This window comes from Verrucomicrobiota bacterium, assembly GCA_037139415.1.
In the GTDB taxonomy this organism is placed as follows: Bacteria; Verrucomicrobiota; Verrucomicrobiia; order Limisphaerales; family Fontisphaeraceae; genus JBAXGN01.
Genome location: JBAXGN010000004.1, coordinates 35,131 through 59,754 on the forward strand (window position 1 = coordinate 35,131; position 24,624 = coordinate 59,754).

Here is a 24,624-nt window from a genome sequence, read left to right on the forward strand (position 1 = left end):
ATGCCCGCCAGCCTCACAGTCCGGCCATCCGCCAAAAACCGGGCGTGGGTGGCCGATTTAGCCCGAGTGTTTGTTATGGACGGTGCCACATGCTAAACCGCCCGGAAGAATATCAGAAAATGGCGCGAGTCGAAGGCGACCTATGGTGGTATCGCGCACTCCATCAGCAGGTCGCGGACGCATTGGACGCCTGTCCAAGCCGGTTCGCCACCCGGATTGTGGATGCCGGTTGCGGCACGGGAGGCTTATTATTATTTCTGCAACATCAAGGCTATCGGTACATGCAAGGTTGCGATATTTCTCCCGAGGCCGTTCGGATCTGCCGACAACGAGGATTGCCAGTGGAACAGCGGGATTTGCGCGAACTTGGCCAGTTCTGGCCGGGAACAAAGGCCGAAGCGCTGATCAGCACTGACACATTGTATTTTTTTTCACGCGAGGAACAAATGACGGTGATCCGGCAGCTTCACGAAGCGCTGTCTCCCGGTGGTTTATTGATCATGAACCTGCCCGCCTTGGCGGCATTCCGAGGTGCCCACGACCGGTGCGTGGGTATTCAGCAACGGTTCACCCGGCGAGACGTGATCCGGTTGTTCCCCCCATCCCGCTTTGAACGGGTGCAGGCACGCTTTTGGCCGTGCCTCGTATCGCCTGGGATTTTTATGGCACGCGCTTGGCAGCGGCTTCGGCTTCGTTGCCTGCCGGACCAGGAAGCGCAATCAGACCTGGATTTGCCACCAAGCTGGCTAAACCGTTGGTTGGAACGAGTGACGCGATTGGAGAATGCCTGGTTTCCCTGGAAACCGTTTGGCAGTTCGCTGTTTGTGACGGCACAAAAGCTTTCCAAATGCGTTTCAATAAATCCGACTGTAAAGCCGTCCAACCTGCCATGATGAATGCAGTACAATCTGGCGCGGCGCCGCCGCCGAAAGAGCCCGCGTTATGGATTTACCCGATCAAAAATTTGGGCGTGGCGATAATTTTCTGGCTGTTTGGGTTGTCGGGATACGTGCTGTCGCAAGCCAGTTCGGGAGTGACTCCCATCTGGTCGCCTATGGGCATCGGGGTCGCCATCGTTATCCTTTCCGGATATCGCTTCTGGCCGGGAATTTACGTGGGTGCCTTGATGGCGGATTTGGAAATTTCCCGGAATCCAGCCTTATCCTTCCTGCTCGCCGGAGGCAAGGTGATGGAATGCCTGCTGGCGGCCTGGATGGTGAACCGGTTCGCCAACGGACGGAAATTCTATTTACATCCGTGGGACATCGTGAAATTTGCAGTGCTCGCAGGGATGCTATGCCCTTTGGTGAGTCCGCCGGTCGGCGTGCAATATCCTTCGCTGCAGCACTATATTTTCTGGGCGGGGCGTGCGTATAGTTGGTTGAGTTGTTGGCTGGGTGAGGTGGTCAGCGTGCTGGTATTCACACCGCTCATTGTCATCTGGAGGGACAGCCCGCGCCATGCCTGGCTTCGCCGCCAGAGGCTGGAATACGTATTGCTCCTCAGCCTGCTGATCCTGTTTGGGGAAGTCGTCTTTGGCGATTTCCTGCCCCCCGAGGCGCGGGCCTATTGGATGCCCAATTTTTGCCTGCCGTTTTTACTGTGGGCGGCGTTTCGCTTTGGTCCGCGCGAAACGATCATTACGACCTTTGTCCTGGGGGCACTGGCGTTATGGGGAACGTTTCACGGATACGGCTATTTTGCCAAGGCGCAGCCGGCGGAGTCGCTGCTGGTATTCCAGGTTTTCCTGGCGGTGAACTCGATTCTGGCATTGTTGGTGGCCGCCATTATTGTCCAGCGCAACCAGATTCGCGAGGATCTGCGCCAGGCGCGCGATGAGTTGGAGATCCGGGTGCAGCAACGCACCAATGAATTATCCGAAACCAACCGCCTCTTGGAGAAAGAAATGGTGCGGCGGCAACAGGCGCAAGATGCCCACTCGCAAGCCTTGCGCCGCTTGGTGGAAGTGCAGGAAATCGAGCGCCGCCGGATTTCGCACGAGTTGCACGATCGCATGGGCCAGGAGTTGACCGCCATCAAGCTCTCCCTGAAAATGCTCAATAAGCAGACGGGCATGGCCGAATCGGTACAGGCCGGCTTCCATCGGCTGGACGGGTTGGCGGATAGTCTGATGGTAACCGTGCATCGTTTGGCCTGGGAATTACGTCCCGCCATTCTTGATGATTTCGGCCTGGATGTCGCGTTGCGACGCTATGTAACCGAGTGGGCCGGGCAAAATGGGGTGCAGGGGGATTTCCACAGTGATGGAATGGAATCCGTGCGGCTGCCTGCCAAAGTCGAATCCATGCTGTACCGGATTACCCAGGAGGCCCTCACCAACATCAGCCGCCATGCCCGCGCCAAACGCGTAAGCGTCCTGTTGGAACGCCGGCATAATCAACTTTCCTTGATTGTGGAAGATGATGGCTGTGGCTTTGACGCCGAAACGGTATTGAAAAGCACCGACGTAAATATGAAGTTGGGGCTGATGGGAATGCAGGAGCGGGTCATGTTGGTGGGGGGGACTTTGGAGATTGAGTCCAGTCCAAGCCAGGGCACAACCTTGTTTGTCCGCGTTCCCCTGGACGCCCGGATGGTAGATTAACCCGTCACCATGAAAAAAATTCACGTCATGCTGGCCGACGATCACCGCGTAGTCTGCGAAGGATTACGACTCTTGGTGAACAGTCAATCGGACATGCAGGTCGTCGGTGAAGCACAGAATGGCCGGGAAGCCGTGCAATTGGCCCGCAAACTTCAGCCGGATGTGATCGTGATGGACCTCACCATGCCGGAATTGAACGGCTTGCAGGCCACGCAATTAATCAAGGACGAATTGCCGGGAATTAAAATTGTGGCCCTGACCGTGCATGAGGATGAAACCTATCTGCGCCAACTGTGTCAGGCCAAAGCCAGCGGGTATGTGCTGAAGCGGTCAGCGGGCGATGAATTAGTCCAGGCGATTCGTACCGTCATGGAGGGCGGGCTTTATTTTGACCGCCAACTGGCAGGCAAGGCGTTGTCCAGTCAAGCCGGGGGCGGTTCCACCAATGGCGAGCCGGGCACCGCCGAGCCCAGCGAACGGGAAAAAGAAGTGCTGATCCTCTATGCCTGGGGTTATAGCAATAAGGAAATCGGCGTCCGCCTGGGGCTAAGCGTAAAAACCGTGGAGACTTACCGCGCCCGCATCGGTGAAAAACTCGGACTTCATAGCCGCACCGACATCGTCCGTTTTGCCCTGCGACAAGGATGGTTGAAAGAGAACTGAATGCGCAGGGAACATGCGCGCCAGCGGTTGGCATCAATTCCTACTCGACCAGATGTCTCAGCATCGCGGCGACAGAGCGGTTCAGCGGGTAGTCAGTGCGTCCTTTTCGCGCAACCAAATAGCCAGACTGTTCAAGCTGCTACCCCGTCACCAAACCGGGCTGCGAGATGGCGGGGAGCCTAATCCCCTAATTACGCGGGAGGGCGACTTTGCCGGTGCGAGTGAGGTCCTGGATGCCGAAGGCTTTCATGAGGTCCAGGAATTTGTCCACCTTGACTTCTCCGCCGGTGATTCCGCAGGAATACTGTCGGCCAGCCTTATGCCGGCTTGGCTTTCGCCGCCGCCGCCAAGAGTTCGGCTAAATTGCGCTGATAACGCTGAGTATCGCGATGCGTCTTGCCCAAGACCCGTTCCGCCGTTTCCAAGGCGCGACGGTACAGCGGTTCGGCGGCGACCAAGTCCCCTTTTTCACTCAACAAAATGGCCAGGTTGTCCAGACTCTTAAGCGTGTCGGGGTGCTCCGGCCCCAGCACGCGCTCCATGGTTTCCGCAGCGCGGTGGTACAGCGGTTCGGCGGCAGCCAGGGCGCCTTTCCCCTTTAGCAAATTGGCCAGATTGCTCAGGCTTTTAAGCGTGTCCGGATGCTCCGGTCCCAAAACGCGTTCGCGTGTTTCCAAAGCGCAGCGATACAGCGGTTCGGCGGCGGCCAAGTCCCCTTTGTCACGCAACAAAACAGCCAGGTTGTTCAGACTAGCAAGCGTGTCCGGATGCTCCGACCTCAGCACGCGCTCGCTCGTTTCCAAGGCGCGGCGGTACAGCGGTTCGGCGGCGGCCAGGTCCCCTTTGTCACTCAGCAAAATGGCCAGGTTGTTCAGGCTCGAAAGCGTGTCAGGGTGCTCCGGCCCCAGCACGCGCTCACGCGTTTCCAAGGCGCGGCGGTACAGCGATTCGGCGGCAGCCACGTCTCCTTTGCCACTCAGCAAAATGGCCAGGTTGTTCAGGCTCGAAAGCGTGTCAGGGTGCTCCGGCCCCAGCACGCGCTCCATGGTTTCCAAGGCGCAGCGGTACAGCGGCTCCGCGGCATCATATTGGCCCAGTTGGTGTAATTGCCGCGCCCGGCGGCCCAGCACATACGCGTCAGCTTTGGAGAGAGCGCGGTTTTCTCCCAAAGCTTCGGAACTCGCTTTGGCCTCGGCCATGCGTGCGTTGACCTGATCCAGCAAATCAGACGCTTCACGAATCAAACCGGCATCCAACAGCGAGTCAATGGCCGGTGCGGCCAGTTGCTCCCGGGCAGTCCATGGGTTTTCCCCGGCCTTTAGGGCGTTGGCAAAGCGTTGCATGAGGTCAGCCGAGCGGCGGCGGGCATCGGCCACCGGCACGGTGGGTTTGAACTCCGCCACGGACGGTTTCTCAGACGGCGGGGCGACCAGCGTCTCCAACAACTGCAGCCGCACCATGAACCAGGAGTTCAAATCGGGCACCGCCCGGAGAAAGACATCCGTGAACCAGGGGGACATCCACCAGATTTGCCGCAGGCCGGGCCGGGCCAGGTTCTCGCGGTTGAAATTAAAGGCGTAGAGGGCCTTGGCAAGTTCGAGTTCATCCTGCGGCAGGGCATTGCCAAGATTGGCAATGGAGACGACGCCATCCGGCAGGGCTTCCAACCGTTCCACCAGGAGCCGCACCAAGGCGGTGGGAGAGAGCCCCATTGGCAGTTCGATTTCGGTGAACGGCGTCTGGTCCTCCGCCAGCGCCAGGCGCAAAGATTGCAGCAGGGCTTTGCGCGCCGCCTCGGTGGTGTATTCCAGCCGGGCAAATCCTTTGGGCGCGTGCCGGCACCAAAGCCGCAGGCGGGCTTGAATCTCCGCCACGCTGCCAACGGCGCTGGAGTTAGGTGGTTCCACCGGGAACAATGCTTTCGCCTTGGGCAGGCTTGAGTTTCTCTTGTGAAATCAGAATGTCCACCACCAAGGGATGCACCCCGAACCAAGTATCGCCATTGACAAATTCCTGAACCGCGCGGGAACGCAATAGAGAATTGAGGGTCGGGTCAAAAATCTTGGCGGTCGGCTTGCCTGCGTAAATATCCAGCAAACGAGCGGCCTTTTTTTCGTAGGTGATCGGTTCACTGCGGGGCTTGCCTTCCTCGGTTTGGCGATCATAGAGGTCTTCGCCCAGAAGGCGCAGATAATCGTTGCGCAAATCCTTGATGACCGATGTAACGAAGGATGCCGCCAGTTGCTTCGCACCACCCACTAAGGCCAGGTCGCACGCAAGATTGATCATGGAGAACAAATTGCGCAGATTACCACCGGAAGCAACAATGAGCCGTTCGAGTTGATCGGGAGCAAAAAGCGCGAGGTCCATGCGGGCCGCAACCACCTTTGTCAAAACCTCCCGCCCCTTGGGGTGTCGGTCGTGCTTTTGATCAAAGATCATGGTGTCGGGAATGCAGACAACCAACTCGCGTTGGACTGGAAGCAGGTTGGCCCGTTGGGAGTAGCCCAGCGCAATGGGAATGGTAAAGATGAAGTGGGTTTCGAGTCGTTTGAAAAAGTTGGCGTAGGTGACCAGCAACTGTTCGGTGCGCGCGGCAATGAAATCCTTTTCAAACCCATCCCCCACAAAAAGCCATTCCCTACGCGCGGCATCACGCAGTGATTGATTGCATTCCTGGATGAGCCGATTGGCGATGTCCACCAACGTATCCAACCGGTTTAGCCGATATTCAATGCGCTCTTTCTCCCGCACATTGCCAAACCGAATCTCGCCTTTGAGTTTTGCGAACAAACCCAGCGCTTTGCCCCACCACAGAGCCCCTTGAGTATCCATCCCGGCACCAGCAGCCACTTCCGTCGCGTTGGTTTGCTTGATGGTGGTTTCTTCTTTCGAAAACCAATCCCAGATTTCCTTAAGTCGTTCCTCTGATGGCCGTTGCCCGGCACCGCCCTTTTCGATGGGTTTGGCCGTATGTTCCACAATCTCCATCATCATGAGCAGCAACACGTCGAAGGGCTGGAAACTCAATGGATCCAGGCATTTATCAGCACTGAATCGGATAACGCGATATTGTTCTTCGGCGAGATGTTCAAGCCGCGTCAATTCGGTGGATTTGCCGACCCCGACATGCCCCATTACCAGAGCCTTGAAAAAATTGGCGTGATAGGAACGCTCCAGTCCGCGTGCCAGCAAAGCGATTTTATCCATGCCGCGCAACTCATTGAGTTCTTTGCAATAAAACGCTTTATATTCCCTCGGGTCTTCCAAAGGTGTCGGCGTTAAGTTTTTAAAAACATCTTCCAGTTTTGTCGCGGTCGTAAACATAATCACTGATACCGCATTGCCTTTGTTTGTTTACCAACACGGCACATGAGCCAAGCTATATTCCAATCACCGCAAAGGCAATGGCAAAAAAGGCTTCAAAACTTCGGCCCGTCATCAACCAAACAGCGGCCGGGCGGGCCAGCTAACCCATTAATGCCGCGGGAGGGCGACTTTGCCGGTGCGGGTGAGGTCCTGGATGCCGAAGGCTTTCATGAGGTCCAGAAATTTGTCCACCTTGACTTCTCCGCCGGTGATTTCGATGGTGAGGCTCTGGGGCTCGACGTTGACGATCTTGGCGCGGAAGATGTCGGTGATCTGCATCACCTCGGAGCGGGTCTCGGAGTTCACACCCACTTTGACGAGGACCAGTTCGCGATCCACGTATTCGCCCTCGCGGTAGTCGGTGACCTTGATGACGTTGACGAGCTTATCCAATTGCTTGGTGATTTGCTCCATGGTGGCGTCGTCGCCCCGGGTGACGATGGTCATCCGGGAGACCTTGGGGTCGGAGGTGGGCGCCACGTTCAGCGTGTCAATGTTGTAACCGCGCCCGCTAAAGAGGCCGGCCACGCGGGTGAGCACGCCGAATTTGTTTTCCATGAGCACTGAGATCGTATGTCGCATAACGTGCAGTAGGTTACCAGCGATCCGGAGGCGGGGCAATTATGATTTTCACAGCGACGCGAGAATTTTGGGGACATCCACATGCTCGGCGATCAGGTCGCGGATGGCGCAAATTTTCTCGGTGTCGTCCGGGCGGGTCTTGACGGTGAGGTCATGCACGCGGGAGGTCACTTCGTAGCTGTCGCCCCGGGCGAGCAGCACCGGGAACGGCAGTTTGGCAATGAGGCCCATCAGGTACGGGCCGGGCCGTTCATTGCCGGTGAGGATCAGCCCCGCCAACCCGGCGATGCCACCCGTGCCAATGGCGGCGGCGGTGGAGAGCAGGATGTCCTCGCGGTCGCCCGGAACGATGGCCAGGACGCCCGGCTGAAAGCAGGGCAACGCCTGGTGGACGCTCATGGCGCCAATGACAATATCCGTCACCAGATTATTCATCTGCGGGCTTTGGTTCAAGGACTCCGCGTGAAGTTCCTCCTGAAGGGAACCCAAAGAGGGCCGCGTCAGGATGGGCAGGTATGGCAGCACTCCCAGCAGGTTCAGCCCTTTGCGCTTGAGCCCGCGCCGGGTGAACTCGGTGATGTAACCGAGCTTTTCCGGTAACACTTTATTGATGATCACGCCGATGATTTCGACGCCTTCCTTCTCGAACAGCGCCTGGTTGAGGGTGACTTCGTCAATCGGTTTGCCGATGCCGCCGCGCGCGACAATGATGACCTTGGCCCCGAGCGCCTTGGCCACCTGCGCGTTGGAGAGATCAAACACCGCCCCCACGCCCGCATGACCCGAGCCTTCGCACAGCACGAAATCGCGCTCCCACGCCACGCGATCAAAGGCGCGCTGGATTTTACCGGTCAACTCGCCGCTGTTCTCCGCCTCGAGGTAACGGCGCGTGAATTCCGGCTCCACCGCAATGGGCGACATATCCACCAAGGGGCAATTGAGCTTATAGACGCTGTCCATCAGGACGGTATCTTCATCAATCTTATGCTCAGCGATCTCGACGAAACGCTGGCCGACGGGCTTGATGTAGCCCACGCGGGGATAATGCTTTTTCAGCGCGGCCAGCAACCCCAGGGAGACGGTCGTTTTGCCGTCGTTCTGCCGCGTGGCGGCAATGAACACCCGAGGCGTGGAAAGATTCTTCAGCCCGGATTTACTGTTATGATTTCCGTTCTTGTCAGTCATGTAAAATAATGGTTGTCAGCCTGGGTTTATGGCCGCCGGGTTCCCACCACTTATGCACCAAGCCAACCCGGTACGGCTTGGGATACAGCGTTCAAACGCAACCGCCAACCGCGGGCTTATTCCCCCGGAAGTGTATCCTCCGCTTCCGGATACAGTTTTCTGAACTCGATGGCTTCCACCCCGACAATCGCCGCCACACCAAGAATATCGTGCGCATTGGAACCGCGCGAAACATCCGCTGCCGGACGCCCCAGTCCCATCAGGATTTGCCCATACGCATTGGCACGCGCCACATGCTGCACGAATTTATAGGCGATGTTCCCCGAATTCAAGTCGGGGAAAACCAACACATTGGCTCGGCCAGCCACGCGGCTTTCCGGCAGTTTGCGCATGGCGATCTCAGGCACCAACGCGGCGTCCAACTGCAATTCACCATCGAAATCCGCCTCCAAACCTTTCGCCTTGGCCTTTTGCTCAGCCAGCGCGGTAGCGGCCTGCACTCTGCCAATCGAGGGATGGGAGGCGCTGCCTTTGGTGGAAAAGGATAGAAAGGCCACGCGGGGCCGGGTGCCCAACAGCTTCTGGGCCAGTTGCGCCGTGGTCACGGCAATATCCGAGAGTTGATCCACATCCGGCTCGGGGATGACACCGCAATCCGCCATGAACATCACGCCCTGATCGCCAAACCGGGTATCCTCGACCTCCATGACCATGCAACTGGAGGCGGTGGTGGTGTTGGGCGCCACCTTGATAATCTGAAACAGGGGCCGGAGCACGCTGCCGGAAATCTCATTGGTGCCCGACACCAAGCCATCGGCCTGATGCATCGCCACCATCATCGCGCCGAAATAATTCGGCTTCATCATGGCCTCGCGGGCCTCGTGCAGCTTGATGCCTTTGGAGCGGCGCAACATCTCAAACCGTTGCGCGAAACCGGGCAGTTCCTCGCTCTCCTCGGGGTTAATGATGCGAATACCGTCCAATTTGACGTTCAACCGCTCCGCCGCCTCTTTGATGCGCGTGCGTTCGCCCAACAGAATGGGGGCGCCCAATCGCAAGGAATGGAATTGCCTGGCCGCTTGCAACACCCGCGGTTCCGTCCCTTCCGGGAAGACAATCCGCTTGGGGTGCCGCTGCAGCTTCTCGATCATGCTCCCAATGAATCTCATAACGTCGTAAGTATGCGGTCCCCCACGGGAAACTGCAAGCCAAGGTTATAATAAAACGGGAGGCAGGCTAAAACCAGAACAAGCGTAGTGCATCCCAAAATTTTGCAGAAATGAAGCGCCAGAACATGGGAAACCATCAGTTGGATAAGCTGAACTGCACCACGTCTCAGAGAGTTCCCCCGCGTTATCTCCAGCGCAGCTAGCGTGGCGGCTGGACAACTGCTTCTTCGGACAGTGGCAAAAACACCCGGAAAACACTTCCCTGGCCCAGTTTGCTCTCAACCGTAATCGCCCCGTTATGGGCCCGCACAATCCCCAGCACCACCGCCAACCCCATCCCCCGGCCAGCAAATTTGCTGGAGAAAAACGGGTCGAAAAGCTTTTCGATATCTTGATCCGCAATTCCGCAACCCGCGTCCGCCACTTCCAAGCAGGCATAAGTCGTGAATTGCGGCTGCCAGTCTATGGGGAAACAGCCAGCGGCCGGAATATCCGCTGCGGAAACCGTCTTGACGGTCAGACAAATTACTCCTCGGGCGTCACCCATGGCTTCCCACGCATTAACGACCAGGTTGGTCAGCACCTGCTGCATCTGGTTGGCATTGGCCTGGATGGCAGGACCGGGCAAGGCCAAAACGGCCTGCAAAATCATGCCTTGCGGCAGGCTGAACCGCAACACCGGCAAATGCCGCTGACAAACCTCGGAAAAATCCAGCCGCGTCCGATTGACCGGTGTCAACCCAAGGTAGGTTACCATCTCACGGCTCACTTCCGCCGCTTTCCGGGCAGACTGCATGGCTTCGTTCAAATTATCGTAGAATTCCGAGTCACGAGGCAGCTCGCTCATGGTCATCTCCAGGTATCCCATCACCGCATGGAGTTGGTTGTTGAAATGGTGGGCAATGGCCCCAGCCATGCGACCCAAGCTTTCAGACTTCTGAAACTGACGGTTTTGGATTTCCAGTTTTTCCTTCTCCGCATCAGCCTGCTTGCGCTCAGTGATATCTTGAATCGTGCCGTGCATTTTCAGGGGACGCCCCTGAGCATCGAATTCCAGTCTGCCCAATCCATGCACCCAGCGTTCGGCCTGATCATTGTGCCGGATGATACGGTATTCCTTGTTAAAAGGCCGCACCCGGCCAAGCACTTCATTCTTAAAGTGATCTAACATCATGGAACGATCCTCAGAATGAATCAGTGCTGTCCAGCCAGCCACCGAGCGGTCGTATGCCTTATCTATCCCAAACAACTTGTCCAGCACCTCCGAACTTTTCCACAAGCCAGTGGCGACATTTAAAACGTAACTGCCCAGACCCGCGATGACCTGCGATTCTCTGAGTAAGTTTTCGCTCTCGCGCAGCGCTTCCTCGCTCGCCAACCGTTCCAGTTCGCCAGCGGCGCGCACAGCCACCATTTTCAGCATGGCTTCGGCCAGCGAGCGGTTCGCCAACGGCTTTCGTCCAATGACCGCAATCAAACCGATCGGTTGACCGGTATGGCCCCAGAGGGTCACGCCGACATAGCTCTCCGCGTGCAAATCCCACAGGACCTGATCGCGCGGAAAGAATTGGCACACGCTGGCCGGGAAACAACAGACCTCCTTGCCCACCACATCGCCGCAAGGAGTATCTTTCAAGGCATAGGTCACATTGTCCTCGAAATGGCCATCGTGCCAGAGCGCCACCGTCCGGGCATTCAATCCATCCCCCTCCAAATGGTCAATGCAAACGAAGTCCATGCCTAGGCTCTTGGCCAGATAACGGGCCAACGCGTTGAAGAACGGTTCCTCGGTGGTCCCTCGACTGGTTTGAGCCAAAAAGGTTTGAACTTCTCCAATCCCTTTGTGCTCAGTGATGTCCACGATCATCACCTGGTTACACGGCTGCCCGTTGAAAATCGTGCGAGTCATGGAAAGCAGGGCATCATAGGGGGAGCCATCCTTGCGTTTGAACTGCGCCGGATAATTCTTGAACACACCCTGCTTATGGAAACGTCCTAATATCTCCTCGCGCTGCTTGGGATCGTGATAAAGCGCGGCGAGGTTGCCAATCCGCCGAAGGTCTTCACGGCTGTAACCGCCGGGTTCCAACAGCGCGGCGTTCCAAACCAACAGATTGCCTGCCGCATCCACAATGCCGATACCGATCGGCGCGTTCTCAAAGAGAGCGCGGAATTGCTCCTCGCTTTTTTGCAGCACCGATTCCACCTGCGTTTGCAGGCTGGCATTCTCGCCGGTTTCGGTGGCACTAACCATGGGTTGTACTATGCACGCCATACTGATAATGCGTCAAGGCACGAGTGAAAATATGGTGGTCTTTTTGAAACAGCAACGTTATAGTGATGTTGTGCAATGGACTGGAACATGGACGCGAAGGTGGATGGCCATCGGATGGCTGTCAGTGGGTTTAGTCGCTTTCGGGGCGGAATCCCAGGAAGAACGCTATAATACGATCTCCCAGCGTAACGCGTTTGGGTTAAAACCGCCACCGGAGCCGCCGCCGCCCCCACCACCACCGGCCCCCACCACCACCGTCAAGTTGACCGGCATCATCAAACTCAATAATAACCGGCGGGCCGTGCTGCTGATTCAGGAGCAGGGTAAACAGCCAGAATCCAAAGTGCTTACGGAACAGCAAACTTCCGGCCCGGTTGAGGTACTGGCCATTGACCCGGATGAAGGTACCGTTAAAATCAAAAACGGCGACCAAGAGGTAACCCTGAACATGGTCAAGGATGGCGTGAAGACACCCCCTGCCCCGCCCCAACCGACAACCCAACCCCAGCCTGCGCCCGGTATTCCAATCCCCGGGCAAATCGTGCCACCCGCCGCACCGCCTGGACAGCCCGCCAACCCCGGTGCGGCGCCCGTCCCAGGAGCGGTCAATCCCGAGAATCCAAACGGGACCGCGCCGCCGATGAATTTCCAACGCCCCATGCGCACTCCGTCCAGTTTTCGCCCCTACATGATGATGTCCACCAATCCATCGGCACCCCAAGTAGTCGAGCCACCACGATGAATTGGGCCGCATGACTTTCTCATGGTAAGTTTTCATGGACTGCATTAAAGTCACCGCCACATGGTAACGTTAAAGGATATTGCGGAAAAAGCGGACGTCTCCATCATGACGGTATCCAAAGTCTTGCATGATGCTCCTGACATTTCCACCGAAACCAAAGCGCGCGTAAGCGCCCTGGCACAGCAAATGGGATATGTTCCCAACACGATGGCCCGCAGCCTGCGAAGCCGAACCACGAAACTGTTTGGACTCGCCATTCCAACGATTACCCATCCAGGTTTTATTCGGTTGGTGTTGGCGCTCGAAGAAAAGGCGTTTGATGCCGGATATGACCTATTGATCACTCACACTCTGGGGTTGCCGGAACGGGAAGAGGCGGTTATCCGCCGCTTGCTGGCCCGCCGAGTGGACGGCATCTTCATTGCGCCGGTGTACCGTTTCGGCAACAGCGCCCCGGCATACCGCGAAATCCAGACGCGGCAAGTCCCGACAGTTATCTTGGGGCATCGTGCGCCGTTCTGCAGTCAGTTTTGCGGCGTGGAGACCGATGAACTGACCGCCAGCATCAAGCTAACCCAGCACCTGATCGGCTTGGGGCATCGGCGCATCGCGTTCTTTGCCGGCCCCTCCCTCTCGCCTATCGCCCAAGAACGCATGGAAGGGTACCGGCACGCCTTGCGTGATGCGGGCTTGGAGCTGGATGACCGCCTGATATTTGAAGCGGGCATGACCATTGAAGAAGGTGAAAAAACCGCTGCCGCGATGTTACAAGAATCCACCCAGGCCACCGCGGTGCTGGCCGTGAACGACTTGGTGGCCATTGGCGCCATAAATGCCTTTACGAAAGCCGGCCGCCACGTTCCAAATGATTTGAGCGTGGCTGGCTTTGGCAACTTTATGGTCGGAGAATACTTCAAAGTGCCGCTCACCACCACCAGCCAGCCCAAATACCGATTAGGCACCGCAGCCTTTGAAGCGATGCTCAATCTCCTGGCTGGCCAGGTGCCGGGATCCAAACGCCTACCCTCGGAACCGCTCGTCCGGCAAAGTGTGGCCGCGCCACCGCTTTAAGCTTCCAACGCCTTGAGCGCATTTAGCGCCTGGGCTTGTTTACCCAGCCACTCTTCAAGACGCCGACGGTGCTCCTCCAAAACGGCAGACGGCACCTTCGACGTGAAGCTCGGGTTGTTGAGTTTTTGTCGAACTTTCTCAATCTCGAGGTTGATCTTTTCCAATTCCTTATTGAGACGGGCCTTTTGAGCGTCCACATCAATCAGGCCTTCCAGCGGCAGGAAAAGCTCTCCCAACGGTGAACGGGCGGATGGCGTGCCCTTCTTTGCCTGATAATTTGCGTCGAGTTCCAGCGTCTCAGCCGCCAACAGGATTTTCAGCACTTCGACTTCATAATCGCCAAGCGTTGCCACCGGTTTGAAAATGAAACGCACTTTCTTTCCGGATTGGATACCAGCTTCCCGGCGCAAGTTGCGCCCCAACCGCACCAGTTCATACTTTTGCTCATTAAATTCGGCAATCTCAGGCAGCAGACCATAGTGCGAGTTGAAGTCCTCATCCAATGGCTTGGGCCAGTTGGCATACATGATGGTCTGCCCACCCTGCCCCGCCGGCAACTCTTGATTGAAGCCCATTCCCTGCCAGAGTTCCTCCGTAATGAAAGGCAAAAACGGATGGAACAACCGCATGGTATTTGAGAGAACAAAGTCAATCACCGCCAGCGTGTTGGCCTTGCTTCCCGCGTCCTGACCTTGCAGGACGGCCTTGGTGCTTTCAATGTACCAATCGCAATATTCGTTCCAGAAGAAACGATACAACACTTGGGCAGCTTCATTGAACTTGTAGTCTTCCAGCGCGGTGGTGACTTCACGGATGGCGAGATCCAGCCGCCCCAGAACCCAGCGATCATCGGTGGTAAGTTTAGCCGGATTGATTTCACCTTCGGTCTCCCCGCCCTGCATCTGGCGGAACCGACAGGCATTCCACAGCTTATTGCAGAAATTACGGCCCAGCTCGACGGCCTGCTCATCAAACAACAGGTCCTGGCCCTGCGGCGCGGAACGCATGATGCCGAACCGCAATGCGTCCGCGCCAAATTTGGCAATCAGGTCCAGCGGGTCCGGTGAATTACCCAGGCTTTTGGACATCTTACGTCCGAGTTTATCGCGAATAATGCCGGTAAAATAAACATTCTTGAAGGGCATCTCGCCCATATACTCGTAACCCGCCATGATCATGCGCGCGACCCAGAAGAAAATAATGTCCGGCCCGGTGACCAAGTCGGTGGTGGGATAAAACTTTTTGACCGTCGCGGTGGAGTCCGGCCAGCCCATGGTGGCGAATGGCCAAAGCCAGGAACTGAACCATGTGTCGAGCACATCGGAATCTTGCGTCCAGTTATCAGCATCCGGTGGCGGCGTCACATCACAATGCACCGCTCCAGTCTGCTTGTGATACCAAACCGGGATGCGATGCCCCCACCACAACTGGCGACTGATGCACCAATCCTGCAGTTTACCCATCCAATGGTCATAGACTTTGGCCCACCGATCCGGATAAAATTTCATGGCTCCCGTGGCAACCACTCCACGGGAATTTTCCTGGCTCGGATATTTGAGAAACCACTGCTCGCTAAGATACGGTTCAATCGGCACGTGGCTGCGTTCACTATAACCCACGTTATGCACGTAATCTTCAATCTTGAAGAGCAACTTCTGCGTTTCGAGTTCTTCCACCACGGCCTTGCGCGCCTCCATGCGATCCAAGCCGGCAAAATCCTCACCCGCCTCCGAAGTCATATTTCCATCCGGGCCAATGACAACGGTAAATGGCAAATTGTGACGCAAAGCCATCTGGTAGTCAGCCAGATCGTGCGCGGGTGTCACCTTCACACAGCCAGTCCCGAATTTCGGATCCACCAGTTCATCGGCGATGATGGGTATGGGCCTGTTTTGCAGCGGCAACAGCACTTTGCGCCCGATGATGCTCTTATAACGCTCGTCTGTGGGATTCACCGCGACCGCCTCATCGCCGAGCATCGTCTCCGGACGGGTCGTGGCAACGACTAGGAATTCATCCGCTTTGGGGTTGCCTTGCTCATCCAGCATCGGATATTTCAAATGCCACAAATGCCCGCGCTCCTCAATCATGTTCACCTCTTCGTCAGACAAGGCCGTGCGCGCCGCCGGGTCCCAGTTCACCATGCGTTTGCCGCGATAAATCAGCCCCTTTTTGTAGAGATCCACAAACACGCGCTGCACACACTTTGAATATTCCGGATCCATCGTGAATCGCTCACGCGTCCAATCACAGGACGCCCCCAGCTTCTTGAGCTGCTGAATGATGATCCCCCCATGCTTGTCTTTCCATTCCCAGACCTTCTCCAGAAATTTATCGCGCCCCAGATCGTCACGATGCCTGATGACATTCTGTTTGCGTAGTGTTTTTTCAACAACCGTCTGGGTGGCAATCCCGGCGTGATCCGTGCCCGGCAGCCAAAGTACTTCCTTCCCATCCATGCGCGCCTTGCGCGCCAGGATGTCCTGAATGGTGTTATTAAGCACATGGCCCAACGTCAGCACCCCGGTGACATTCGGGGGTGGGATAACAATGGAGTAGGCTGGTTTGCTGGAGTGTTCGTCCGCCACAAAACATCGGTTTTGCGTCCAAAATTGATACCATTTGTCTTCCACCGACTGTGGCTCGTATGCCTTTGAGATTTCACGCATAAAATGTTCTTGTTATGAATAACCAAATGATTCCGTCAACCCACCACGTTTTCTCCGAAAACGGCTAAGTAATGATTTCAAACTCACCAAATTGCCGAAAATGCTCATCGAAGGTAGCCGCCTTGCGTAGCCCAAGCCGGCGCATTACCACGAAAGAAATAGCGTCACAAAGCGAATAGCATTTGTCTTTGTGCAACCGCAACACGCGAATGGCCTCCGTCTCATCGGCATGGCTCACTGGTTCCCATTGCAGCACCGGATTGTTTTGCGCGTCGTCCAGCACCTGGTTCCGGATCAGTTCCGAACGGGAGAAATACGCGTGCGTTTCCGCCAGAATCAGGCTGGTGAAAACGAGCCCGTGGCGGTTGGCCAGCAATTGCCTGGCCAGACCACGCGCCCGACTGTGCCAGGGTTCGCGGCGATCTCGCAAGGCAATCCAGAAGGAAGCGTCAAGCAGTACACGCTGATTCATATTTTTCCCCGGGCGATGCGTTCGTTGCCGCAACCACTGTCTTGTTTGGTAAAATAGTCATCTGGAAGGGGCGGTGCCTCTGTCCATGCCTTCCCTTGCTTGACCCATTTCTTAGGGCTCCCATAAACATAATGGTCATGGTTAATAACCCCGTCCTCTGGTCCGGTGAATTCAGGGTCAGCAGGCGCATCCAGCAATGGATTATTTTCCCAAGCTTCGTTTGGCGGCGCCATTTTTTCTTCAATAAACGTGCGAATAACCGACGCCATGGAAACGCTGCGCCGCGACGCTTCCACTTGCAAAAACTCATGTTCGCCACGGCTCAGATATATCTGCGTGCGCACCATGGCTTCCGCAGCCCCGACCGCATCCATCACGGGCATCATTTGCTCTCTCATCTCCAAGGGCTCGCTGGATGACAGTGGCAAGTTGTATCGTATTTTTTTAGTTTTCACACACCCAATATACATCATGCTGTATGTGTGTCAAATTATTTTTTCATAAGCGCATATTCCATGCTGTCCACCAGCGCTTTCAGGGAAGCCGTGATGATGTTTTCGCTGACACCCACCGTGCCCCATTCCCGGTGTCCGTCACTGGACGTGATCAACACCCGGGTTTTCGCCGCCGTCCCAGTGCCGCTATCAATGATGCGTACTTTGTAATCAATCAGTTTGATGTTTTTCAGTTGCGGAAAGAACTCCGCGAGTGCATTTCGGAGCGCGCCGTCCAAGGCATTTACCGGACCATCGCCTTCAGCGACGGTATGGGAGGTTTTATCCCCCACGCGTGCTTTGACGGTGGCCTCGCACACCGAGTGGCCATTATTGCCCCGAATTGATACATGATATCCCTCCACCTTGAAGGGATAGTCCTGATGTTTGAGATGCTTGCGAATCAGCAAGGCCAGGGACGCCTCAGCCGCCTCGAATTCATACCCCTGGCTCTCCAGTTCTTTGATCTGGACCAGCACGGCTTTCAATTCGGGAGTATCCTGAGAAATATTGAATCCCAACTCGCGCGCTTTCCAAAAGATGTTCGAGCGCCCGGACATATCGCTGACTAACACCTTGCGCGCGTTACCCACGGTCTCCGGGTTAATATGTTCGTAGCTCTGCGCCACGCGTTCCACCGCATGAACATGCATCCCGCCTTTATGCGCAAAGGCAGTTGCTCCCACCCATGGTTGGCGCGTATCCGGCCTGAGGTTGGCAATCTCATCCACAAACTGTGACAGTTCCTTGAGCTTGGGCATGGACTTTGCCGGCACATTGCTCAAGCCAAGTTTAAAATGCAGTGAAGGAATGACGCTGATCAAGTTGCAGTTTCCCGTGCGTTCACCGTAGCCATTGATCGTCCCCTGCACTTGGGTGGCGCCAGCCTCGACTGCCGCAATGGCATTCGCGACGCCAAAACCGCAATCGTTGTGGGTATGAATGCCCACGTTGGTATTTAATTTGCCTTTGGCCACGGAGGTGATACGCGCAATCTCCCTCGGCAAGCAGCCGCCATTGGTGTCGCAAAGCACGATGCAATCGGCCCCAGCTTTTTCCGCCGCCTGCCAGGTTGCCAAGGCATACTCAGGCTCATTCTTAAAGCCGTCAAACGAGTGCTCCGCGTCGTAAAATACGATTTTCCCGTGATCTTTGAAGAACCGGACGCTATCCGCGATCATGGCGATGTTTTCATCCGGCGTCACCCGCAGCACTTCGGTCACATGCAACAACCAGGTTTTGCCCACCAAGGTGATCACCGGGGTTCCAGCCTCAAGCATCTGGAGCATCAGTTCATCGTGTTCCACCGGAATACCCTTGCGCCGCGTCATGCTAAAAGCCGCGATCTTTGCGTTTTTGTAACGACGCCGCTTGGCCTGTTTAAAGAACTCCATGTCCTTGGGATTACTGCCCGGCCAGCCGCCTTCAATATAATGCACCCCAAAAGCGTCCAAACGCTCGGCAATGCGCAACTTGTCCATGGCCGAGAAATTGATGCCTTCACCCTGGCTGCCATCGCGCAGGGTGGTATCGTAGATTTCGACTTTGGGTCTCACGGTTTTCATAGTTTCACCCGCCTCGGCGGGAAGAACACTTTTACTCCATCCGCTCAAACGATGCAAACTCCAAAAACAAATCAGTCAATTCGACGAAGCCTAAAAACCAACGTCAGATCGGTTGCCAAACTGCGTTTAACCGGTTTTGAAAACAAGGAACGTGCTCAGGCAGAATCGCAAGGGAAGGTCGGCCACGGGAACTTCGCTGCCGCTCCTTAAGCCTGCGCGAATAACGTTGTCCTTGCCGGGTGGACTCTTCGACGGCGTGCCTCATAAACCGCAGAGATACCAGGAAACTGTCACTAACGTAATGCGCTACACCGGTAGTCGAACGCCGGTCAGCGTGCCGATGGGAGGTCTTCCTGCCATTCGCGGATGCGGGCGCAGGCGGCTTGGAAATAATCGCTAAAGGGGTCCAGCCAGATAATCCGGCGGTCGCGCTTGAACCAGGTGAGTTGGTCTTTGGCGAATTGGCGGATGGCGATGCCGAGTTGCAGCCGCAGGTCGTCGAGGCTGGCCAGTTCGCCGCAGAGGTACCGTGTGACATAGCGGTACTCCAGGCCGAGTTTTTCGAGCCGGAGGTCGGATACGCCCCGGGCGCGGAGGCCGGCGACTTCCTCAATCATGCCGTTGGCCAGGCGCTCGCGCAGGCGGTGTTCGATTCTTTGTTCGAGGATTTCCCGCGGCCAGGTCAAGCCCAACTGGAGGCAGTTGTAGCGCGGGGAGTGTTTGCGGGCGGCAGAGTGGGCGTGGCCGGCGGCGGCGATTTCAAGCGCGCGGATGAGCCGGCGCGGGTTGTTTGGGTCGGTCTGGCGGGCAGCCTCCGGGTCGGCTTTTTGCAGCCGTTCGACCAATTGCGCGGGTGAAAGGGTTTCCAGCTCGGCGCGCAGCAGGTCGTTCGGCGGCACATCCACCAATTCATACCCCTCCACGATCGCGTTGATGTACAGGCCGGTGCCGCCCACCAGGAAGGGCAGTTTTCCGGCGGCCGCCAGCGAGTCAATGGAGCGGTACGCGGCCTGTTGGTATTGCGCCAGGGAGTAGTACTCGGCCACGTCTGCGACATCAATAAGGTGATGTTTAACCTTGCCCGCTTGGGCGGGCGTGATCTTGCCGCTGCCCAGGTCCAGACCGCGATAGACTTGGCGGGAGTCGGCGGAGACGACTTCGCTGCCGAAGTGGGCGGCCAAGCGAATGCCGAGTTCGCTCTTGCCGGAGGCATTGGTTCCGAGGATGACGACAAGCTTTTGCATGGTTAAAGGAAGCGCTGAAGGGCATTGCCGCGCAACGAAGCGGGCAGCGTCAGCGTGGGGCCGACTTCAAAGGTGGCCAGGCACACCTGGGCCTGCGCGGGATCATTCAAGCAGATGGCTCCGTGGCGAATGCTTAATGGGATTTCACGGGCGCGCGGAAGCGAAACATCGGGCGGGACGTCCAGTGAACTCGCCGACGGGACGTCGGTGCCACGCGCGGAACTGGAAACCGATTCAGCCCCGGGTTCGGCTTCGATGCGCAGCGGGAGGCGCGTGGTTAGGAACCGGGCGTAGGCGGAAAAATCGGCGCAACCCTCGGCGCGCGCCTGGGCGTGGTTGACGAGGCGGAACAGCCCGCAGGTTCCAGGACTGGCATGGCGCATCAGCTCGACGGTCAGGCGGCCCATGGTGTAGCGAGGGTTAATTTCGACCACGGGCTTCAGCCGGCAGTCACCCTGAGGCGTGCGATACACGAACGCGTCGAGGCTGATCGGGCCGACAAAGCCGACGCGTTGCAGTTCCTCGGCGAGCAACGAGAAGATTTCGCTGTAAAGCCGGTGGAGGTGCGTGGAAATGTCCGGGCGTGAGGAAAATAAACCCGCCACGGCTGCGGGCAGGCTTCGGGTGTAATCGTCCGCCGCCCAGTTGGCCAGGAATTGCCCCTTGCGATCATTGACCAGGCCGGTGTAGCCGCAGAGGTCGAGGCCGCGCGGCCCCATTTCCAACTGGATGGAAAAATCCAACACGCGCTCCAACCACGGTTCAACCACCAATAACTGGCCGTGGCTCAAAGTATGGATCAGCCACTGGCGCTGGGCTGGCAACAGCTCGGGTTCCCAGAGCCGGATGGCATTGTGGCCCGCCAAACCGTAGGCGGTTTTGACGACCACCCGATGGTGGCCGCGACCGCGAATGGCGGCAATGGCCGCAAGCGCGTCTGTCAGGGTGTCCACCGGGGTGCCGACTTCCTGCTCGGAACAAAGCCAGGCAGCGTCCCCTGTGCCACCGTGCGCCAGGACTTGCCGCAGGAAGCCAGCGCTCCAAGCCTTGGAATAGAGCCGGGCGATGCCATCGTTGAAATATCGGTCGGCGCTGCGCGGTCCCTCGGCCACCTGGGCAAAGAGCGGGGCGAGCAGTTTGAGGCTATCGGGGCCCCAAGCCCAAGGGCGCAAACCGCCCAGCTTCCGCTGCGCGAGCTGGTGGGCCAGATCGAGCCGCCCTTCGCGAAACTCGACGAACTCCGGCGGCGGAAATCCGGCTTGCTGGAGGCTTTCGAGAAAGTCCACCGACGGTCGTTTCGCCAACAGCACGACGTCATCCGGGCGGCAGAGGAATTGCGGCAGGTTGGCCAAGTCCCCGGCCAGCATCGCCTGGTGCTTTACCGGGGTAAAGGCCGTGCCTTGGGCAAGGTACCCCTCGGCAAAAGGATTGAAGACAAAGACACCAGTATCCCGAGGCACGAGCGATGGGGAACCCGGGCGCTCGTCAGCGAGGAGTGGCGGCGCTAGGAGATGCCTGTCACCACTCGCATACAGGTTAATTGGAGCGGGTGCCGGCACGGATTTTTTCCAGCAATTCCTTCAACTCACCGGCCTTGGCCGGTTCCTTGGCCAGCAGGTCGTGCGCCTCGGAAATGTCTTCCGATAGGTGAATCAGCACGGGCGGTGCCTTGCCGCCTTTGCCCTTGGCTTTGGGCATGGGGGCGGGCTCTTTGCCGACGCCCGGGATTTCCCGAGTATCCGCCGCCCGCAGCGGTTGGGCAATTTCCAGATATTTCCAATCCCCAGCCAGGATGGCAAACGGTCCCGTAGTTCCGCCATTGTGGGCGACGAAGTGAGGTCGTACCGGCCGGTCGGTCTTTTCCCCCAGCAACGCTGGCAACACGTTGAAGCTGTCACGGCATTGTCCGGCGGGAATGTTCACGCCAGTGATCGCCGCGAAAGTGGCCGCCATATCCAAGTGGGCGATAAGCGCGTCGCAGGCGCTGGCGGGTTTGATTTTGCCGGGCCAGCGGGCGATGAATGGCACCCGGTGCCCGCCTTCCCAGATGGAGCCTTTATAGCCGCGCAGTGGTTGGTTGGGGTGATAGTTAAAGCTGCCGACATCCTCGTAGCCGTCGTCCATGACGCCGCCGTTATCGCTGGTGAAAATGACCAGGGTGTTCTCGGATAATTTCAGCCGGTCCAGGGTGTCCAGCACCCGTTGGACGATGGCGTCCAGTTCCTGGATGGCATCGCCGCGCGTGCCGGATGGGCTGACGCCCTTGAACCGCAGGTGGGGAACGCGTGGCACGTGAATATTATGGGTGGCCAGGTAGAGGAAAAACGGTCCTTGTGAGTTATTTTCAATAAAGCTGATCGCCTTTTGGGTATAGGTATCGGCCATGTCTTCATCCTTCCAGCGTGCCGCCTTGCCACCGGTCATCCAGCCAATGCGTCCCACGCCGTTAATGATGGTCATGTCGTGGCCATGGGTGTGCTTGAGTTTAAGCAATTCCGGGTTTTCCTTGCCGGTGGGGTCATTACCCACTTTTTGTTTGTAACTGATCGTGATGGGGTCGTTGGGGTCCAGACCCACGACGCGATGATTTTCGATATAGACGCATGGCACGCGGTCGCCGGTGGCGGGCATGAAGAACGCATAGTCGAACCCGATTTCCAGCGGACCGGGCAGGATGTCTTTATTCCAGTCCGGCCCGCCCTCGGGTCCGAGACCGAGATGCCACTTGCCCACCACCCCGGTGCGGTATCCCGCCTGTTTGAGGATGGACGGCACCGTGGCGGTCCCCACCGGGATGGAGAGCGGAGCATCCCCAGGCGCGATGCTGGAACCCGGTTTCTGCCGCCACGAATACGTGCCGGTCAGAAAGGCGCGGCGCGTGGGCGTACAGGTGGAAGCGGGCGCGTGAGCGTTGGAGAATTTGACGCCCTGGCTGGCGAGTTTATCAATGGCCGGGGTTTTTGCGTGTTGCGCGCCGCAGCAGGAAATATCCGCGTAGCCAATGTCATCCGCGAGAATGAATACGATGTTGGGTTGGGCGGCTGAAGCCGAAGGGATCAGCCCGATAGCCAAGCCGACGGCGGCACCCAGCGGGACAATAAGTTTCAGGCAATCGTTCATACCGGAACACTAATAGGTTGGAGCCTGGTCATCAAGGACAAACCCTTGCGGTATTTGACACCTGATTCACTTAAGGGTGACTCGTTCCTCACGACCTTGGGTTGGAGGACCTAATCCCGATCCGCCTACGTCCGTCCAGTGATTCCGTTGGCTGCACTTACTCATCTTCTCTGAAAATTCGCGCATAATCCCCAAACTCCGTGCCCCGTAAATCCGCCTGGATCATTTCCATGGCAATGTCGAAGTCCACAACAAGGCAACAGACTTCCATCGTGCCGCTGCCAATACTTCCACCGTCGCAGTGGCCAAGGCCAGTCCAGCCCAGAGTTTCGTCCATGCGCTCTTGAAGACGGTGACGCTTGTCCAGATCAGTCGTGGTTCCCATGCCCTGCACGGCATACTCAATCATTAAGACATGATGCTGCTCAATAGAGACTTCCTGATATCCTTCGGCTTTCTTCTTTTCTATCTGTGACTGCACATCCTTTTCAACAGATCGAAAAAAGAAGTTCTTCAGCACCTTGTTTTGCCCACGCTCCCCAAGCTTACCCCAATGAACCGTGTGGACGCCGTCATCATCCCACGTCTCCCAGTAATGGATGCCCTCTTCGGATTTACGATAGAGCTTGGTCATTCTGATTTGAATTCGGACTTCGGTTTTACTCCACCTTCCTCACCACCAGATCATCATACCGTATCGGGGTGGTGGAAAATGGGCTACCCCAGATGGCGGGACGGCCGGCGGCGGGCGGTTCTTTGTCGGTGAAGCTCAGCGGCCAGCCTTTCGGTTCCTCCGCGCCCTGTTTCCAGGCCTTGCCTTCCACCGTAACACTGCCATCGGCACCCTTGCGGCTTTGCAGCTTGAAGCAGGTCCAATTGCCGCTTTCCCAGGCAAAGGCGATGAAGGCCACGGGCACGTCGCCCTTGAACAGTTCCAGCCGCCCTTTGGCCGGGGCGACCTGGAGCCGGTAGCCGCCCACGCCGTTCAAGCCCACGCCGAAGGTGGGGAACCGGCGCTTGGTGTTCGTGCCGTAGATGCGGGCCGCGACGGACAGGTTGGCGACTTCCGACGGACCGAACAGCGCGCCAAAGGTATCCAGCGGCGCCTCGGCCAGTTCGAGGAACTGGTCGGCGCCCTCGGCTTTGACGGCAAAACTGCCCTCAATGACCATGAGGTCATCGGGAACTTTGCCCACGCCGGCCTTCTGAAAATCATTTTCATAAACCGGCTGGTCGGCGGCAACGGCAGCGATGGCGAACCAGCATAAACTGAGCATGAGGAAACCGTTCCAGGCAGACCGGGACACGCGCGTGATCTCCAATCGTAGGAGCCGACGTAAGGAGGCTGTGACCATCTCCAGAAAAATATGGAGCCTCCTTGCGTCGGCGGCTCCAGAGT

21 protein-coding genes are annotated in these 24,624 nt (G+C 57.3%); 5 read left to right on the forward strand and 16 right to left on the reverse strand.

The genetic code is table 11. The annotated features are described in order from the left end of the window. The first annotated feature begins 119 nt into the window (after window positions 1–119). Genes WCO56_01355 through WCO56_01365 form a run of 3 tightly spaced genes read left to right on the forward strand, consistent with a single transcriptional unit; the run spans window position 120 to window position 3,268 of the window. Entirely contained in the window at window positions 120–893 is a 774-nt protein-coding gene (locus WCO56_01355; protein MEI7728184.1) for a class I SAM-dependent methyltransferase, read from the forward strand. Further along, window positions 890–2,605 (forward strand): MASE1 domain-containing protein, encoded by a 1,716-nt coding sequence (locus WCO56_01360; GenBank protein ID MEI7728185.1) that lies wholly within the window; start codon window positions 890–892, stop codon window positions 2,603–2,605. Before WCO56_01355 ends, WCO56_01360 begins: the two co-directional genes overlap by 4 nt. Before the next feature lie 9 nt (window positions 2,606–2,614). After that, window positions 2,615–3,268: a response regulator transcription factor gene (locus tag WCO56_01365; protein ID MEI7728186.1), complete on the forward strand. Its 654-nt coding sequence runs from the start codon at window positions 2,615–2,617 to the stop codon at window positions 3,266–3,268. Window positions 3,269–3,455: 187 nt separating this feature from the next. Here the strand turns inward: WCO56_01365 and WCO56_01370 are convergent, their stop codons facing one another. The 7 genes from WCO56_01370 to WCO56_01400 all read right to left on the reverse strand — a co-directional run bounded on the left by WCO56_01370 (window position 3,456) and on the right by WCO56_01400 (window position 11,827). Then, the gene (locus WCO56_01370; protein ID MEI7728187.1) at window positions 3,456–3,560 is read right to left on the reverse strand and encodes a hypothetical protein; all 105 of its coding nucleotides are present in this window, start codon (window positions 3,558–3,560) and stop codon (window positions 3,456–3,458) included. 25 nt (window positions 3,561–3,585) lie between these two features. After that, window positions 3,586–5,175: a tetratricopeptide repeat protein gene (locus WCO56_01375; GenBank protein MEI7728188.1), complete on the reverse strand. Its 1,590-nt coding sequence runs from the start codon at window positions 5,173–5,175 to the stop codon at window positions 3,586–3,588. After that, window positions 5,162–6,595 (reverse strand): hypothetical protein, encoded by a 1,434-nt coding sequence (locus WCO56_01380; protein ID MEI7728189.1) that lies wholly within the window; start codon window positions 6,593–6,595, stop codon window positions 5,162–5,164. The genes WCO56_01375 and WCO56_01380 overlap by 14 nt, the downstream gene beginning before the upstream one ends. A 150-nt stretch (window positions 6,596–6,745) precedes the next feature. Continuing rightward, window positions 6,746–7,219 carry an acetolactate synthase small subunit gene (gene ilvN, locus WCO56_01385; protein MEI7728190.1) on the reverse strand — a complete coding sequence of 158 codons (474 nt, stop codon included), beginning with the start codon at window positions 7,217–7,219 and terminating at the stop codon, window positions 6,746–6,748. Between the two features lie 48 nt (window positions 7,220–7,267). Continuing rightward, window positions 7,268–8,404, reverse strand: a complete 1,137-nt coding sequence (locus tag WCO56_01390) for an AAA family ATPase (protein ID MEI7728191.1) — start codon at window positions 8,402–8,404, stop codon at window positions 7,268–7,270. Window positions 8,405–8,520: 116 nt separating this feature from the next. After that, window positions 8,521–9,573 carry a phosphate acyltransferase gene (locus tag WCO56_01395; GenBank protein MEI7728192.1) on the reverse strand — a complete coding sequence of 351 codons (1,053 nt, stop codon included), beginning with the start codon at window positions 9,571–9,573 and terminating at the stop codon, window positions 8,521–8,523. A gap of 199 nt (window positions 9,574–9,772) precedes the next feature. Then, window positions 9,773–11,827 (reverse strand): PAS domain S-box protein, encoded by a 2,055-nt coding sequence (locus tag WCO56_01400; GenBank protein ID MEI7728193.1) that lies wholly within the window; start codon window positions 11,825–11,827, stop codon window positions 9,773–9,775. A gap of 64 nt (window positions 11,828–11,891) precedes the next feature. On the opposite strand from WCO56_01400, the gene WCO56_01405 reads away from it, so the two are divergent. Both WCO56_01405 and WCO56_01410 read left to right on the forward strand, forming a co-directional pair. Continuing rightward, window positions 11,892–12,590 carry a hypothetical protein gene (locus WCO56_01405; GenBank protein ID MEI7728194.1) on the forward strand — a complete coding sequence of 233 codons (699 nt, stop codon included), beginning with the start codon at window positions 11,892–11,894 and terminating at the stop codon, window positions 12,588–12,590. 60 nt (window positions 12,591–12,650) lie between these two features. Further along, window positions 12,651–13,661, forward strand: coding sequence for a LacI family DNA-binding transcriptional regulator (locus tag WCO56_01410; protein ID MEI7728195.1), 1,011 nt, complete (start codon window positions 12,651–12,653; stop codon window positions 13,659–13,661). Here the strand turns inward: WCO56_01410 and WCO56_01415 are convergent. From WCO56_01415 to WCO56_01455, 9 genes are all read right to left on the reverse strand, one after another. Then, window positions 13,658–16,330 carry a valine--tRNA ligase gene (locus tag WCO56_01415; GenBank protein MEI7728196.1) on the reverse strand — a complete coding sequence of 891 codons (2,673 nt, stop codon included), beginning with the start codon at window positions 16,328–16,330 and terminating at the stop codon, window positions 13,658–13,660. The genes WCO56_01410 and WCO56_01415 overlap by 4 nt on opposite strands. 64 nt (window positions 16,331–16,394) lie before the next feature. Further along, on the reverse strand, window positions 16,395–16,802 hold the full coding sequence (locus WCO56_01420; protein ID MEI7728197.1) for a PIN domain-containing protein: 408 nt from the start codon (window positions 16,800–16,802) through the stop codon (window positions 16,395–16,397). Further along, window positions 16,799–17,257, reverse strand: a complete 459-nt coding sequence (locus WCO56_01425; GenBank protein ID MEI7728198.1) for a hypothetical protein — start codon at window positions 17,255–17,257, stop codon at window positions 16,799–16,801. Before WCO56_01425 ends, WCO56_01420 begins: the two co-directional genes overlap by 4 nt. Before the next feature lie 35 nt (window positions 17,258–17,292). Further along, complete coding sequence (gene cimA / locus WCO56_01430) at window positions 17,293–18,861, reverse strand: citramalate synthase (protein ID MEI7728199.1); 1,569 nt, start codon at window positions 18,859–18,861, stop codon at window positions 17,293–17,295. 329 nt (window positions 18,862–19,190) lie between these two features. After that, on the reverse strand, window positions 19,191–20,105 hold the full coding sequence (gene miaA / locus WCO56_01435) for a tRNA (adenosine(37)-N6)-dimethylallyltransferase MiaA (GenBank protein MEI7728200.1): 915 nt from the start codon (window positions 20,103–20,105) through the stop codon (window positions 19,191–19,193). Between the two features lie 2 nt (window positions 20,106–20,107). Then, window positions 20,108–21,565 (reverse strand): hypothetical protein, encoded by a 1,458-nt coding sequence (locus WCO56_01440; protein MEI7728201.1) that lies wholly within the window; start codon window positions 21,563–21,565, stop codon window positions 20,108–20,110. A 76-nt stretch (window positions 21,566–21,641) separates the two neighbouring features. After that, the gene (locus WCO56_01445) at window positions 21,642–23,225 is read right to left on the reverse strand and encodes an arylsulfatase (GenBank protein MEI7728202.1); all 1,584 of its coding nucleotides are present in this window, start codon (window positions 23,223–23,225) and stop codon (window positions 21,642–21,644) included. A gap of 157 nt (window positions 23,226–23,382) precedes the next feature. Further along, window positions 23,383–23,859 (reverse strand): hypothetical protein, encoded by a 477-nt coding sequence (locus WCO56_01450; GenBank protein MEI7728203.1) that lies wholly within the window; start codon window positions 23,857–23,859, stop codon window positions 23,383–23,385. A gap of 25 nt (window positions 23,860–23,884) precedes the next feature. Continuing rightward, entirely contained in the window at window positions 23,885–24,502 is a 618-nt protein-coding gene (locus tag WCO56_01455) for a hypothetical protein (protein ID MEI7728204.1), read from the reverse strand. Window positions 24,503–24,624 lie beyond the last annotated feature (122 nt).